Origin of the sequence: Microbacterium sp. C448 (assembly GCF_000582705.2) — a bacterium.
In the GTDB taxonomy this organism is placed as follows: domain Bacteria; phylum Actinomycetota; class Actinomycetes; order Actinomycetales; family Microbacteriaceae; genus Microbacterium; species Microbacterium lacus_A.
In genome coordinates this window covers 1-15,141 of the sequence record NZ_HG779680.1, presented here as the reverse complement: position 1 = coordinate 15,141, position 15,141 = coordinate 1, and the positions used below count along the sequence as shown (strand labels likewise).

Annotated in this window: 13 protein-coding genes; 4 read left to right on the top strand and 9 right to left on the bottom strand. The window is 69.0% G+C overall.

Annotated elements, in window-relative coordinates; genetic code table 11:
• Positions 1–56: 56 nt before the first annotated feature.
• Genes MIC448_RS08780 through MIC448_RS08765 form a run of 4 tightly spaced genes read right to left on the bottom strand, consistent with a single transcriptional unit; the run spans position 57 to position 4,082 of the window.
• Positions 57–1,733 carry a PTS mannitol transporter subunit IICB gene (locus MIC448_RS08780; RefSeq protein WP_036298392.1) on the bottom strand — a complete coding sequence of 559 codons (1,677 nt, stop codon included), beginning with the start codon at positions 1,731–1,733 and terminating at the stop codon, positions 57–59.
• On the bottom strand, positions 1,730–3,439 hold the full coding sequence (gene ptsP, locus MIC448_RS08775) for a phosphoenolpyruvate--protein phosphotransferase (protein ID WP_036298390.1): 1,710 nt from the start codon (positions 3,437–3,439) through the stop codon (positions 1,730–1,732). The genes MIC448_RS08780 and ptsP overlap by 4 nt, the downstream gene beginning before the upstream one ends.
• Positions 3,440–3,441: 2 nt before the next feature.
• Positions 3,442–3,726 (bottom strand): HPr family phosphocarrier protein, encoded by a 285-nt coding sequence (locus MIC448_RS08770; RefSeq protein WP_036298388.1) that lies wholly within the window; start codon positions 3,724–3,726, stop codon positions 3,442–3,444.
• 23 nt (positions 3,727–3,749) lie between these two features.
• A complete protein-coding gene (locus tag MIC448_RS08765; RefSeq protein WP_036298386.1) occupies positions 3,750–4,082 on the bottom strand; it encodes a PTS sugar transporter subunit IIB in 333 nt (110 codons plus the stop codon).
• 175 nt (positions 4,083–4,257) lie between these two features.
• Between MIC448_RS08765 and MIC448_RS08760 the strand changes: the two genes are divergently transcribed.
• Positions 4,258–6,171: a transcription antiterminator gene (locus MIC448_RS08760; protein ID WP_198517755.1), complete on the top strand. Its 1,914-nt coding sequence runs from the start codon at positions 4,258–4,260 to the stop codon at positions 6,169–6,171.
• 98 nt (positions 6,172–6,269) lie between these two features.
• Positions 6,270–6,524 (top strand): HPr family phosphocarrier protein, encoded by a 255-nt coding sequence (locus MIC448_RS08755; RefSeq protein ID WP_243419936.1) that lies wholly within the window; start codon positions 6,270–6,272, stop codon positions 6,522–6,524.
• Between the two features lie 142 nt (positions 6,525–6,666).
• Here the strand turns inward: MIC448_RS08755 and MIC448_RS08750 are convergent, their stop codons facing one another.
• The 3 genes from MIC448_RS08750 to MIC448_RS08740 form a co-directional block, all read right to left on the bottom strand.
• Positions 6,667–7,620, bottom strand: a complete 954-nt coding sequence (locus MIC448_RS08750) for a type IV toxin-antitoxin system AbiEi family antitoxin domain-containing protein (RefSeq protein ID WP_051513462.1) — start codon at positions 7,618–7,620, stop codon at positions 6,667–6,669.
• Positions 7,621–7,820: 200 nt separating this feature from the next.
• Entirely contained in the window at positions 7,821–9,548 is a 1,728-nt protein-coding gene (locus MIC448_RS08745) for a phospho-sugar mutase (protein ID WP_051513459.1), read from the bottom strand.
• Positions 9,545–10,378, bottom strand: a complete 834-nt coding sequence (locus MIC448_RS08740) for a purine-nucleoside phosphorylase (RefSeq protein ID WP_036298381.1) — start codon at positions 10,376–10,378, stop codon at positions 9,545–9,547. Before MIC448_RS08740 ends, MIC448_RS08745 begins: the two co-directional genes overlap by 4 nt.
• Before the next feature lie 136 nt (positions 10,379–10,514).
• Between MIC448_RS08740 and MIC448_RS08735 the strand changes: the two genes are divergently transcribed.
• On the top strand, positions 10,515–11,969 hold the full coding sequence (locus MIC448_RS08735; RefSeq protein ID WP_100814236.1) for an NAD(P)H-quinone dehydrogenase: 1,455 nt from the start codon (positions 10,515–10,517) through the stop codon (positions 11,967–11,969).
• Positions 11,970–12,022: 53 nt separating this feature from the next.
• On the opposite strand, the gene MIC448_RS08730 is transcribed toward MIC448_RS08735, so the two are convergent.
• Positions 12,023–13,789, bottom strand: coding sequence for a biotin carboxylase N-terminal domain-containing protein (locus MIC448_RS08730; RefSeq protein ID WP_036298377.1), 1,767 nt, complete (start codon positions 13,787–13,789; stop codon positions 12,023–12,025).
• A 78-nt stretch (positions 13,790–13,867) separates the two neighbouring features.
• Positions 13,868–14,515, bottom strand: coding sequence for a nucleoside triphosphate pyrophosphatase (locus MIC448_RS08725; protein WP_036298376.1), 648 nt, complete (start codon positions 14,513–14,515; stop codon positions 13,868–13,870).
• A gap of 112 nt (positions 14,516–14,627) precedes the next feature.
• On the opposite strand from MIC448_RS08725, the gene MIC448_RS08720 reads away from it, so the two are divergent.
• A partial coding sequence (locus tag MIC448_RS08720; RefSeq protein ID WP_036298374.1) for a TRAM domain-containing protein occupies positions 14,628–15,141 on the top strand: 514 nt, incomplete at its 3' end.

The following is a 15,141-nucleotide window of genomic DNA, read 5'->3' as shown; positions in this document are numbered from 1 at the left end:
GCTGGTGCTGCGGGGCCGGTGGCAGAGCGCCGACCGACCCCGCAACCGATCAGACCCTACGCACCATCCTGGTGCTGGTCGCGCACGAGTTCCACGACCTCGTCGTACTTCGGCGAGTTCATGAAGTTGTCGACCGAGACGTGAATCGCCTCGGGCGTCTTCTGGCGAGCCCGGTCGGTGAGCTGGTTCTGCGTGATGATCAGGTCGGCCGATCCGTCGAGGTTCGCGATCGCCTTGTTGGTGACCGTGACATCGTCGATGCCCGCCTTCTTGATCTTGTTGCGCAGGACGCTCGCGCCCATGGCAGACGAACCCATACCCGCGTCGCACGCGAAGACGATCGTCTTGACCTGCTTCGTGGTGAGCAGCCCGCCGTCGGCGCGGCCGCCGGTTTCGCGCTCCGTCTCGAGCTTGTCGAGCGCTGCATCCGCGTCACGGTCGGCGGCACGGTCCGAACCCGACGAGACGCGAAGTGCGTCCATCGCGGCCGAGGACTTGCCCTTGTTGGCTTCGGTCTGAGCGATCGCGGCGCCGAACGTGTCGGCTTCGGCGAGCAGGTCCCGCTTGCGCGAAGCCCGCAGGATGACCGCGGTGATCAGGAACGTCACCGTCGCGGCGAGAAGCACCGACAAGTACACGACCAGCAGGTTCGTGATTCCACCAGCAGCCGGACTGGAAGCCGCGGCGGTCACCGCGATGATGCTTCCGGGCGCCGCCGGGAAGGCGAGGCCGCCACCGAGGATCATGTTCGTCGTGACACCGGTCGCGCCACCCGCGATGAGGGCGAGGATCGTCATCGGCTTCGACAGTGCGTACGGGAAGTAGATCTCGTGGATACCGCCGAGGAACTGGATGACCGCCGCACCCGGTGCCGAGGCCTTCGCCGCGCCGACACCGAAGAACGAGAACGCCAGCAGCAGGCCGAGGCCCGGGCCGGGGTTGGCCTCGATGAGGAACAGGATCGACTTGCCGGTCTCGGTCGCCTGCTCGATGCCGAGCGGGGTGAAGACACCGTGGTTGATCGCGTTGTTGAGGAACAGCACCTTCGCCGGCTCGACGATGATCGAGACGAAGGGCAGCAAGCTCAGGCTCACGAGCCACGCGACCGCGGCACCCAGGATGTCGCTGAACCACAGGATCGCCGGTCCGAAGATGAAGAAGCCGAGGATCGCCAGCAGCATGCCGAGGATGCCTGCCGAGAAGTTGTTCACGAGCATCTCGAACCCGGGCTTGATCTTGCCGTCCCAGATCTTGTCCATCCACTTGGTGACATAGGCCGCGAACGGTCCCATGATCATCGCGCCGAGGAACATCGGGATGTTCGTGCCCACGATGACACCCATGACGGCGATCGTGGCGACGACGCCACCGCGCTCGCCGTAGACCATGCGGCCCGCGGTGTTGGCGATGAGGAGGGGCAGCAGGTACGTGATCATCGGGCCGACGAGGCCGACGAACTGCGGGAACGTGTTGCCGTCGTCATCGACCGCCAGCGCCGTCATGGCGCCCGGCCAGTTGATCAGGTCCGCGTTGCCGAAGCCGCCGAGGAGCGGTGCGACCGGGGTCCATCCGCCGAGCCAACCCACCGCGATGAAGAGCATCGTGATGAAGCCCCAGGCGATGAACGCCGCGATATTGGGCATGATCATGCCCGAGAGGAACGTGCCGAAGCGCTGGACTCCGACTCGCGCCTTGTTGACCCCGCTCTTCGCGGGGGGTGACGTCGTCGTCATGACTGTGTCTCTTTCTCTCGTGTGTCGGTCGGCGAGGATGCCGGGGTGGATGCGGCGGTGGCTGCTGCCAAGGCCGCGGATCGGGCGGATGCCGCGTCATTCGCGGCGAGGGCTGCCTCGGCGATGCGGCGTGCATCTCCGAGGGAGTGGGTGAGCAGGATGGCGCGAACATCCGCGAGCGCCGTGGGCGCCATCGAGAGGGTCGTGGCGCCGAGACCCACGAGCACCACGGCCAGGAGCGGGTCGGCCGCCGCCTCGCCGCAGATGCCGACCGGCTTGCCCGTTGCGCGGCCGGCGTCGCCGACCTCGCGGATCAGCCGGAGCACCGCGGGATGCCACGGGTCCTGGAACGAGGCGACCGACCCCAGCAGACGATCCGCGGCCAGCGTGTACTGCGTCAGGTCGTTCGTGCCGATCGACGCGAAGTCGGCGTGCGCGAGAACACGGTCCGCCAGCAGCGCGCTGGAGGGCACCTCGATCATCACACCGGCCGTCTTGAGGCCGTACTCGCGGGCGATCGTGACGAAGTACTCCGTCTCTTCGACCGTCGCCACCATCGGCGCCATGACCCAGAGGTCGGCCGACGTCCGGGCATCCGCTTCTGCTAGCGCGGTCAGCTGCTCGCGCAGGATGTCCTCGCTGGCGCGCAGCGCCCGCAGGCCCCGGAGCCCGAGCGCCGGGTTCTCTTCGTGCGCGTCGTTGAGGAACGGCAGGGGCTTGTCGGCTCCGGCATCCAGCACCCGCACGACGACCTTCTTGCCCGGGAACGCTTCGAGCAGCTGGGTGTATGAGTCCCGCTGCTGGGCGATCGTCGGCGCCTGACTGGCGCTCAGGAACAGGAACTCGGTGCGGAACAGCCCGACGCCCTCGGCGCCGAGTTCGATGGCCTCGGCTGCGCCCTTCGGCGACCCGAGATTCGCGAGCAGCGGCACCGGGGTCCCGTCGGCGAGGGCTCCCGGGGTGATGGGGGCTGACGCCGCGTCACGTCGCGCGTCCGCCCGGTTCTGCGCCCGGGCGAGCTCCTCGGCGGTCGGGTCGGTGACGACGACGTGCGCCGCGGCATCCACGATCACCGTGTCGCCGTCGGCGAGTTCTTTCGCGGCCGCGACGCCGACCACGGCGACGATGGACTTCTCGCGGGCGAGGATCGCCGTGTGCGACGTCGGCCCGCCCTCGGTCGTGACCAGCGCCAGCACCATGTCGAGGTCCAGCAGCGCGGTGTCGGCCGGCGCCAGATCTTTTGCCACGAGGACGAACGGATGCCCGGGGTCGGGCACACCCGGGGCCGGCACGCCGCGGAGGTTCGCGATGACACGCTGCGCCACGTCGTCGAGATCCGCGGCTCGTTCGCCGAGATATCCGCCGACCGCTTCGAGCTGCGCGCGGAACGACTGGAAGGCATCGAACACCGCGAACTCGGCCGTCTTGCCGGCCAGAATCCGCGTGTCGAGCTCTTCTTCGAGGGTCGGGTCCTCGGCCATCATGGCCTGGGCCTCGAGCACCTCCTGAGCCATGCCGCCCGCCGTGACGGCGCGGGATTCGAGCTCGCGGGCGACTTCCGCGACCGCGGCGCGGGCGCGGGCGGTCTCTTCTTCCGGAGTCCGCTCGCTCGCTGTGTCGGTGGGCGACGGCAGGGGCTCGGCCATGCGGGCGACCGGGCCCTGGGCGACGCCCAGTCCGATGCCGACTCCCCGCAGCTCTGCCATGCTCACGCCGCGTCGTGGTCGGTGGTGAGCAGCTCGGCGAGGCGGTCCAGCGTCGCCTCACCGGCATCCTGGTCGTCGGTGTCGACCGCGAGTGTGACGTAGTCGCCGTGCTCGACACCCAGCGAGATGACACCGAGGATGCTGGCGGCGTTGATGGGCTTGCCCGAGTCCTTCGCGACGGTCACCGGGAAACCGGCCTCCTTCGCCGCCTGTGCGAACATCTTCGCCGGGCGGGCGTGCAGTCCGTGTGAAGATCCGATACGCACGGTGCGAGTGATCTCAGCCATGGGGTGTCCTTTCAATGGGGGAGTCAGTGGTCGGTGGGGGTCAGGGGCAAATCGGTGGTCAGCGCTGGAAGAACGGCTCGAAGTGTGCGCGTGCCGTCCATATCGGCGAAGACGTCTTCCGGCAGCAGGATGACCTGAACGCTCCGCTGCGCGGCGAGATGCTCGAGATCGGGGAGTTCGCGGGCGAGGTGCGGCGCGACGAGAAGAATGTCGGTGGAGTCGAGGTCGACGGCGAGCGATTCGACGGTGCCGGCGAGAGCCTGCACGGAGAGCCCGGCGTTCTGCGCAGCATGGCGCAGTCGCATCGCCACGAAGGTGCTGGACGCACCCGCGCCACAGATCACGAGGATCCTCATCGATCCGTACCTCCTTCTGTTCCATTGTTGTGAGATCGCTGTGAGCCGACAATGCACTCCGCCTTCCGCCCCCGCGGAAAGCGCTTTCGGGTGACCAGCCCTGGACACGACCGACGTGATTGACTGAGCGGGACGCGCGATCTCGCCGCGCGTCATCCGGGAAAGGTGGCGACGCGTGACGAGGGCGCGACAAGACCGGGTCATCGCCCTGCTGGCGCGTGATGGCGAGTGGGTTACCGCCGCGACGCTTGCGGACGCGCTCGGCGTCACGCCACGAAGCATCCGGAGTTACGTCACCTCGATCAATGCACGTCTCGCCGACATCGACCCCATCGAGTCCGGGCCGTTCGGGTACCGCATCGATCCGGCGACGGTCGCATCCCTTCGCGATGTGGCTCCGGATGCCTCGACACCGCGGGACCGCCTGCATGCCCTCGTGCGTGCCCTTCTCGATGCCGACGACGGGATCGAGGTGTATGCGACGGCAGCGAGCCTCTTCGTCAGCGAGGCGACGCTCGAGGGGGACCTGGCTCGAGTGCGGGCGCTGCTCGCCGGTGCGGGCCTGTCTCTCGAGCGTTCGGGCTCCGTCCTCCGGTTGCGCGGGCCGGAAGAAGCCCAACGGCGTCTGCTCAGTCGGCTCGTCCACGACGAGATGGATGCCGGAGCTCTGGAAACACCTCTCCTGCGCCGCTCCCTGGCCGCCGAGTACGTTGATCCGGACGCGCTGGCCAGCTTCAAAGACGATCTCGTGGCCGAGCTCGCGGCCCACGGCTTCTACATCAACGAGTACGCGATCACCGATGTGCTGCTCCACGTGGCGATCGCGGTGGACCGCACGCGCCGTCGCCGGGTGATCGCCGACGCTGCCGACTCGGGTGCTGACTCGGGTGTCGCGGCGATCGTCGGAAGGCTCGCGGAGGATCGCTTCGGCGTCGATCTCGGCCTCGCCGACCGGCGGCACCTCGCCACACTGTTGCAGACGCGTGTGGTCGCGCCCGCGGACGAGGGCGGGGACCAGCGCGAGCTCCTCGAACCCGATGTCGAAGCGGCCGTGCGCAATGCCGTGGGCCGTGCCGTCGAGGAGTTCGGCGTCGACCTCGGCCACGAGGACTTCGTGCTGCGCCTCGCCCTGCACGTGCAGAACCTGCGGCACCGCTCCCGCGTCGGTGCGTGGTCGCGCAACCCGCTGACGCGCTCGATCAAGTCGAGCTATCCGATGATCTTCGAGGTCGCGGTGTTCCTGGCGCTCCAACTGCAGGAGCGCCTCGGTCTCGAACTGCACGACGACGAGCTCGCCTACATTGCGATGCACGTCGGGGGGCGGCTCGAGCGCAGCAGACGAGCGGATGCGATCGTCACCGCCACGATCGTCTGCCCCGGCTACTACGAACTGCACGAGCTGTTGCGATCGAGCGTCGACCGGTCACTCGGCCGCTCGATCGAGGTCGTGACCGTCGAGACACGTGCCGACCCGGATTGGGCGGCGATTTCGACCGATCTGGTGCTGACGACGATTGCGCCACCCGAGGCATCCGATCGCATCGTGCGCGTGCAGCCCTTCTTGACCGAAGGGGATGTCGAACGGGTCGGCACGGCCGCCGCGCGCGTGCGGCGAGGACGCCGCCTAGCCCGGTTGCGGGGCGAACTCGAGCAGTATTTTGATGCCGCCGCCTTCGTGCGGGGCCTCGACCCCGCGGAATCGGACGAGGCGATCATCCGGCGACTCGGGGCGCCTCTGCTCGAGGCCGGGGTGATCGACGGCGACTACATCGAGCGCACGATCGAGCGCGAACGCCTGTCTTCCACCGCTTTCACGGACGCCCTCGCCGTGCCGCACGCGCTCACGATGACGGCGACGCGCACGGCGATCTCGATCGCGGTGTCCGAGCAGTCCGTGCCGTGGGGCGATTCGCGCGTCCAGGTCGTGGCATTGGTGGCTTTCAGCGAGGGTGATCGGGCCGCGTTCCAGACCGTGTTCGAGCAGCTCGTCGAAGTGTTCTCGGAGCGAGAGAGCGTGCAGCGGATCCTTCGCCGCGGTACCGACTTTCCGGCTTTCCTCGACGAACTCGTCGCGGTCATCGACGGCTGACGCAGGGCGGGTGATGGCCCGTCACGTACAGTGGGCGCACATGCCCCACGGGGCTCATCGATTGCGGGGTCGCGGGAGGTGACATGGGGGTTGGCAGCGTGGAGCGCGCCATCACCGTCGCGGCGACGGCCGGACTGCACGCCCGTCCGGCGGCCGAGTTCGTCCGCCTTGCGAGTGCTCACCCGGGGGCCGTCGAGGTGCGCGCGGAGGGCCGCCCGCCGGTCGATGGCGCGAGCATCCTGGGGCTCATGACGCTCGACGTCGATCGCGGTGAGACGATCGTCGTCGCGGTCGACGGGCCCGAGGCCGAGGCGCTACTCGACCGCCTCGAGGCCATTCTCGACCCGGGGTAGCGGGCCACGGCGTCGTCCTCTCCGTACTGTCTTTCGCGCCCCCTCACGCGGCACCGGCCGGAAGCGGGGCAGGTTGGGTGCTGTGGGGCAGGTTTCTCCATGCCCCACAGCACGAAACCTGCCCCACATCGCAGGATTCCGGTCAACGGTGGCTCCTCGGCACGATGCCGAACTGGGCGAGCCGGGTGCCCAGCACGAGATGGGACCCGAGGTGTGCCGAACCCCAGCGACCGAATCGCCATTGCGTGGTGCCCCGGATCCAGTCCTCGCGCCACTTCTCATCGAGGAGCGCCTGCTGAGTCGTGCGACCGCCGAGGTACGCGGCATCGGTGTACTTGGCGTCTCCGTCGAATTCGCCGAACGCGTTCACGTCGGCCAGGCCGAAGTCGACGAAAAACCGTCGTCCGTTCGGCCCCACGACCATGACCTGCAGACGCGGAACCGCGAAGCCGAGGCGCACGAGGTAAAGCCGGCTCACGCTCTCTCCGGGCAGTTGCGCTCGAGGGTCGGCGAACTCGATCACACGCTGGCTCCGGGCCGAGCCACGCGGGAGGGATGCGGCGACTTCCCGCGCCCGCGCCCGAAGCAACTCCACCCCGGGATACTCATGATCGGTCGATACAGCTCTCAACGCGGCATCCGCGACGATGACGGACGTCTCCGCGCTGAATGCGCGCGCCGTATCAGCGATCGTGCGCGCGACATCCGTCACGACCAGTCCGCGAACAGTCGTCAGTCCGACATCTGTCGCCCCGCGATGCCGGATGACTCCGGGAGCCGAACCTTTGCGGGGCTCGGGGATCACGGTGTGCACACGATGAGGACCGGTCCGGAACAGTGGCAGTCCGTGCAACGCGGCGGCGGTGATGTGCGAGAAAACCGGCTCGATGCCGGCGCTCATCTGCCAGGCGCGAGCTACCACCACCATCCGACCTTCGGCCCGCAGCTCCGACCACCCCTTCCCCTGCGCGAAGATGCCGCGCCTGACGCGCACGAACGTGCCGTCATCGATGAGTTTTTGCACCTGGCGTGATGTCAGCCCGGCTCGAGTCAGGTCAGAGGTACGGGTGAGTTCGACATCGTACGGATCGATCATCGGCCCATCCTGATCGCGCACCAGCACGCTGCCACGCAATCCGGAGCCGCCGGGGGGAGGGGTAGCCTCGCCCGGCGTTGGGGAGGGCGCTCGCAAACTGGGGCAGGTTTGGTGCTGCGGGGCATGCAGGAACCTGCCCCAGAGCACCAAACCTGCCCCAGTCGCGCGCCTCAGCGCGTCAGCGCGTCAGATGGGCGATCTCAGCCCTGGAGCCGGGCGATCAGGGCGCGCGACGCGTCCTCCAAAACGGCCGTGCGAGAGGCGGCGTCCTCTGCCGAATCGCCCCGTACGTCGATGTACACCTTCAGCTTCGGCTCGGTGCCGCTCGGGCGCACGATCAGCCGCGACCCGTCGTCGAGCCACAATCGCACCACGTCGCCGGGAGGCAGCGCCCCCGAACCCTCGAGCAGGTCGTCGACACGGGAGACATGGATGCCTCCGATGTCGGTCGGATGCTCCGCCCGCAGCCGCGCCATGATGTGCCCGATCACCGCGAGGTCATCGACCCGCATCGACACCTGCGCACTGGCGAAATGCCCGAACTGCGTCGCCATGTCCGCGAGCATGCCGCCCAGCGTCGAGCCGGACGCGCGCGCCTGAACCGCAAGCTCGAGCAGCGCGACCGCGGCGGAGAGCCCGTCCTTATCGCGAACGACGTGCGGGTCGACGAGGTATCCGAGCGCCTCTTCGAAGCCGAAGACCATTCCGGGCGCACGCGAAATCCATTTGAACCCGGTCAGCGTCTCGTGAAAGTCGAGGCCGTAGTGCCCCGCGATCGCCGCGAGCCCCGGCGACGACACGAGCGAGCACGCCAGGGACGAGCCCTCGGGCGCCCCCGCGGCGCGCGCCTGCCGGGCTGCTCGCCAGCCGAGCAGCAGTCCAACGTCGTTGCCGCTCAGGCGCCGCCATCCGCCCGCGCCGTCCGGGATCGCCACGGCGAGCCGGTCGGCATCCGGATCGTTCGCCAGGATCAGTTCGGCGCCCGCCTCAACGGCCGCCTCGATCGCGAGATCCATGGCGCCCGGCTCTTCCGGGTTCGGGAACGCGACGGTCGGAAAATCGGGGTCGGGCGCAATCTGCGCATCGACGGTGATGGGTGCGGGATACCCGGCCGTTGACAGCAGGCGATCGAGCGTCTCGTGCCCGACGCCGTGCATCGCGGTGTACACCCAGCGCAGGTCGCGAGCGCCTTCGGGAGCGGGCGCGGTGGCCGCGGTCTGGGCGACGTAGGCGTCGAGGATGTCCTCGCCTGGCACCTCGAATCCGAGCGATCGCGGGATGCGCGAGACCGGGACGTCCGCCGCGATGTCGTCGATGCGCGCCGCGATCTCGGCGTCCGCGGGGGACACGATCTGCGCCCCGTCGTCCTCGCCGCCGAGATAGACCTTGTACCCGTTGTCGCGCGGCGGGTTGTGGCTGGCGGTGACCATCACGCCGGCGTCCGCCCCGAGATGCCGCACTGCGAACGCCAGCACGGGCGTCGGCAGCATGCGGGGGAGCAGGATGGCGCGCAGCCCCGCGCCCGCGAAAATCTCGGCCGAATCTCGAGCGAACACCGCGGAATTCTTGCGTCCGTCGTACCCGATCACGATCGAGGCGGGCGTCTCCGGGGTGGAAGCCGGCACCCGGTCACGCACGAAGGCCGCGAGACCGGCGGCGCTCTGCGCGACCAGCACCCGATTCATCCGGTTGCTGCCGGCCCCGAGCTCGCCACGCAGACCCGCGGTCCCGAACGCCAGACGGGTGTCGAATCGGTCGTGCAACGAGGCGGATGCCTCGGCATCGCCGCCCTCGGCGCGTTCGATCAGCCCGGCCAGCTCATCCCGTGTCTCGGGGTCCGGGTCTTCGGCGAGCCACGCGCGCGCGGCCTCGAGCGCGGAATCGGCGGACGCGGCAGCATCCGCGCCCCAAGGGATCGTCTCGGTCATAGCTCGCCGATCACGCGGGCGAGCAGCGATGAAATCACAGGCTCGGCCTCGCGACCGGCCTCGATGACCTCTTCATGGCTGAGCGGGGTCTTCTGGATGCCGGCGGCCAGGTTGGTGATGAGCGAGAAGCCGAGCACCTCCATGCCCGCCTGACGCGCCGCGATCGCTTCGAGGGCAGTCGACATTCCGACGATGTGCCCGCCGATCGCCTTCGCCATCTGCACCTCGGCGGGGGTTTCGTAGTGGGGTCCCCGGAACTGGCAGTACACGCCCTCGTCGAGGCTCGGGTCGACGGTTCGGGCGATGTCGCGCAGCCGCGTCGAATAGAGGTCGGTCAGGTCGATGAACGTCGCACCCTCGAGAGGGGAGTCGGCGGTGAGATTGATGTGGTCGCTGATCAGGACCGGCTGGCCGGGCGCCCAGGTTTCGCGGATCCCGCCCGCACCGTTCGTGAGCACCATGATCTGCGCCCCCGCCGCGGCGGCGGTCCGCACGCTGTGGACGACGCGTCGGACCCCGTGGCCCTCGTAGTAGTGGGTGCGCGCCCCGATGACCAGCACGTGCTTGCCGCCGGGTGTCCGGACGCTCCGCAGGGTTCCGACGTGGCCCTCGAGGGCGGGCTTGCTGAATCCCGTGACTTCGGTCGCCGGGAAGGATGCGACGGTGTCTCCGATGAGTTCCGCGGCGCGGCCCCAGCCCGATCCGAGCGTCAGGGCCATGTCGTGCTTCTCGACGCCGGTCAGCCGCGCGATATCGGCGGCCGCCTCGGCTGCGATCGCGAACGGGTCCGCAGCGGGGTCATCGAGGGGGTGGGGGGTATGCGTTGACATCCCCCCACTCTAGGAAGCGCGGGCCCCGTCGGCCACACGCGACGCGATGGATGCGAGCGGAAGGGCTGAAGCGCGCCGTGCTGGCTCCAGGGCCGTGTCGTCAGCCCGCGTTGCCGCGGATGACACAATGGGGACCATGTCGGGTGAGTTCGAACGCACACAGAGAATCGCAATCATCGGTGGCGGGCCCGGTGGCTATGAGGCGGCGCTGTCCGGCGTCCAACTCGGCGCCGAAGTCACTCTCGTCGAACGAGCCGGTGTCGGGGGGTCCGCGGTCATCACGGATGTCGTGCCGTCGAAGACCCTCATCGCCACCGCGGAGGCGGCGAAGGCGATCTCCGAAGCATCCGATCTCGGCGTCCAATTCTTCGCCCGCAATTCGGACGGCAAGCCCAGCCGACCGGAGGTGGCGATCAATCTCGCCGCCGTGAACAAGCGTCTGCTCTCGCTTGCCCGCCAGCAGTCGGAGGACATGCGTCAGACGCTCCTCGACGCGGGCGTCCGCATCATTTCGGGTCACGGTCGGCTCGAGGGCCCCGGCGCCGTGGTCGTTTCGACCGGTCCGCACGGCACCGACTTCGACCGCGTCGAAGCCGACACGCTCGTCATCTCGGTCGGCGCATCGCCCCGTGAACTGCCGAGCGCGAAGCCCGATGGCGAGCGCATCCTGACCTGGACGCAGCTCTACGACATGCCCACGCTCCCCGAGCACCTGATCGTGGTCGGGTCGGGCGTCACCGGCGCCGAGTTCGCCTCGGCGTACATGAACCTCGGTGCCAAGGTCACGCTCGTCTCGAGCCGCGACCAAGTTCTGCCGGGTGAGGACGCGGATGCCGCGGCCGTGCTCGAGAAGGTCTTCCGCCGTGGCGGCATGACCCTGCTCTCGAAGGCACGCGCCGATTCTGTCGTCCGCGACGGCGACGGCGTGGTCGTGACCCTCGCCGACGGGCGCCGCATCGAGGGCAGCCACTGTCTGATGGCCGTCGGGTCCATCCCGAACACGGCGGGGCTCGGCCTCGAAGAGGCGGGCGTGCAGATGACATCGTCCGGCAACATTCGCGTCAACCGCGTCTCACGCACCTCCGTCCCGAACATCTACGCCGCGGGCGACTGCACGACGTTCGTCCCGCTTGCATCGGTGGCTTCCATGCAGGGTCGGACGGCCGTGTTCCACGCCATGGGCGACATCGTGATCCCGATCGAGCGCCGCCGGATCGCCGCCAACATCTTCACGGCCCCCGAGATCGCGACGGTCGGATGGTCCGAGCAGGACATCCTCGACGGCAAGATCGAGGGCGTCGTGCATAAGCTGCCGCTCGCCGCGAACCCGCGCGCGAAGATGATGGGCATCACGGATGGCTTCGTGAAGCTCATGGCCCGGCGCGGTTCGGGAACCGTGCTCGGTGGCGTGATCGTCGGACCCAAGGCATCCGAACTCATCTATCCGATCGCGGTGGCGGTCGACCGGCGGCTCAGCGTCGACCAGCTTTCACGCGCATTCGCGGTCTACCCCTCGCTCACGAGCAGCATCACCGACCTGGCGCGTTCGATGCACATCGTCGACCGCGGACCGGATCTCGACGAGGCCTGACGCCCGCGGCACCGGGGCTGAGCGGGTCCCGGCCGCGACGGTGGGCGCCCGCCTCAGCTGATGGTCAGCAGCTGGTGGCCGGCCGAGACGGTGGTTCCGGGGTTGGCGTCGATCCCGCCGACCACGCCGTCCTTGTGCGCTTGGATCGGCTGTTCCATCTTCATGGCCTCCAGCACGACGACCAGGTCACCCTTGACGACCTGCTGGCCGTCCTCGACGGCGAGCTTCACGATCGTCGCCTGCATGGGTGCCTTGACGGCGTTACCGGATGCTCCGGACAGCACGGTCTTCGCGTGATCCCGGCGTGACGGCGGCACGACCGCGGGGCGGCCGGCTGTCGTCGTCGACGAGACGATCCGATCGGGGAGGCTGACTTCGAGGCGCTTGCCCGCGACCTCGACGACGACCGTGTGCCGCGCCTCGGCGGGAGCGGGATCGCTGAGCTCGCCGTCCCACGGCGGGATGTCGTTCGCGAACTCGGTCTCGATCCAGCGGGTGAAGACGCCGAAGGTGCCGTCCTCGGCCGTGAAGGCCGGGTCGCGAACGACCTTGCGGTGGAAGGGCAGCACGGTCGGAAGTCCCGCGACCTCGAACTCGTCGAGCGCGCGGCGGGCGCGGCTGAGCGCCTCGGCCCGGTCGCGGCCGGTGACGATGATCTTCGCCAGCAGCGAGTCGAACGCGCCGCTCACGGTGTCGCCGGCTGTCACACCGGAGTCGAGACGGATGCCGGGGCCACCGAACGTCTTGAAGACGTGGATCGGACCCGGCTGGGGGAGGAAGCCGCGACCCGGGTCCTCGCCGTTGATGCGGAATTCGATCGAGTGTCCGGTGACCTCGGGGTCACCGCCCTCGAGGAGGCCCCCGGCTGCGATGCGGAACTGCTCGCGCACGAGGTCGACGCCCGTGACCTCTTCCGACACAGTGTGTTCAACCTGCAGTCGCGTGTTGACCTCGAGGAACGAGATCGTGCCGTCCGCGCCGATCAAGAACTCGCAGGTGCCCGCACCCACGTAGCCGACCTCGCGCAGGATCGCCTTCGACGATTCGTACAGCGTGCGGGTCTCCTCCGGGGTGAGGAAGGGCGCCGGTGCCTCTTCGACGAGCTTCTGGTGACGGCGCTGGAGGGAGCAGTCGCGGGTTGAGACGACGACGACGTTGCCCGCCGCATCCGCGAGGCACTGCGTCTCGACGTGGCGCGGCTTGTCGAGGTACTTCTCGACGAAGCACTCGCCGCGACCGAAGGCCGTGACGGCCTCGCGCGTGGCCGAGTCGAACAGTTCGGCGATCTCGTCGAACTCGCGGGCGACCTTCAGGCCACGCCCGCCGCCGCCGTACGCGGCCTTAATCGCGACGGGCAGGCCGACCTCCCGGGCGAACGCGATGACCTCATCGGCGTTCGAGACGGGGCCGGGGGTTCCGGGTGCGAGGGGTGCGCCGACCCGCTCCGCGACGTGGCGCGCAGTGACCTTGTCGCCGAGCGCGTCGATTGACTCGGGCGGCGGGCCGATCCAGACCAGTCCCGCGTCGATGACAGCGCGCGCGAAGGCGGAGTTCTCGGCGAGGAAGCCGTAGCCCGGGTGGACGGCATCGGCGCCCGAGCGGCGCGCAACCGAGAGGATCTTCTCTATGGAGAGGTACGTCTCGGCGCTCGTCGCCCCCTCAAGGGCATAGGACTCGTCCGCGAGTCGCGAGTGAAGCGCGTCACGATCCTGATCGGCATACACGGCGACGGACCCGAGCCCGCTGTCGCGGGTGGCGCGGATGATGCGGACTGCGATTTCGCCACGATTGGCGACGAGGACTTTGCCAAATTCGGGCATGGTCGCCAGCCTACCGACGCTCCGGCCCCGTGTTTTGACAGGTCCCGACAAGAAGCCGCGCAGAACGTGGGGGAACGTCTACAACGCCCGCCACAGACTCGTCCATTCCACGCCCAGCTCGCGGGCCAGACGACGAAGGGTGGGCAGAGACATCCCGACGACGGTCGACGGGTCTCCCTCGATCCGCACGATGAACGGGGCGCCGAGGCTGTCGATCGTGAAAGCCCCCGCGACATACAGGGGTTCGCCGGTCGCGACGTATGCGGCGATCTCGACGTCGTCGATGTCGTCCGCGAAGGTGACGGACGCGTAGGCGACCGCGTGCGCCTCGCGCGGCTCGAGTCCGGGGCCGATGCGGAAGACGCTGTGCCCCGAGTGCAGCACTCCCGTCTTGCCGCGCATGGCGTTCCAGCGTGCCGCGGCGTTGTCGGGGGTGTGGGGTTTGCCGAGGATTTCTCCGTCGAGTTCGAACATCGAGTCGCCGCCGATCACGAGTCCGTCGAAGGCGGGGTCCTCTAGGACAAGACGCGCCGCAACGTCCGCCGCCTTGCGTCGTGCCAAGAGCAGGACGTGCTCGTCGGGGGCGAGGGTGCGGGCTTCGGAAGTCTCGACCGCGCGGATGACCTCGTCCTCGTCAACGTCTGGCGCCAGGGTCAGGGGTTCGATGCCGGCCTGGCGCAGCAGCATCAGACGGGCGGGAGAGGTGGAGGCGAGGCAGACGCGCATGTCTCCACGGTAGCGAGCGACGGCGAGGCGCGTCCGTTCGGCGAGAGGTCTCGCGATGGCGACGGGGAAATGGGGCGACGGTGAAATCGGGCGACTGTGAAATGCTCGAGGCGTGGATACCGCCGAAACGATCGACCTCGAGATCACCGGTGTTGCGCACGGCGGCATCTTCGTTGCCCGCCATGAAGGCCGCGTGATCTTCGTCCCCGACGCGATACCGGGCGAGCGGGTGCGCGCACGGATCACGGATGCTTCGCGCCCGGCGTTCTGGCGTGCCGAGGCCGTCGAGGTGCTTGAGGCGGCCGAGACGCGTCGCCCGCACATCTGGCCCGAGGCAGACATCGACAGGGCTCCGCACGAGCGCCCGGGCGGCGCGGACTTCGGACACATCCGTCTCGATGCGCAGCGCGAGCTCAAGGCTCGGGTGCTCCGCGAGGCGTTCGAGCGTTTCGCGCACCGCCCCGTCGACGTGGTCGTCGAGTCCGCGGGAGCCGACGAGACCCCGAACGGTACGGGGTGGCGCACGCGCTTGAGTCTGCACGTCGGCCCGGATGGCGCGGTCGGACCCTACGCGGCACGCTCGCACGACATCGTGCCCGTCACGTCGCACCCCCTGGCCGCTCCGG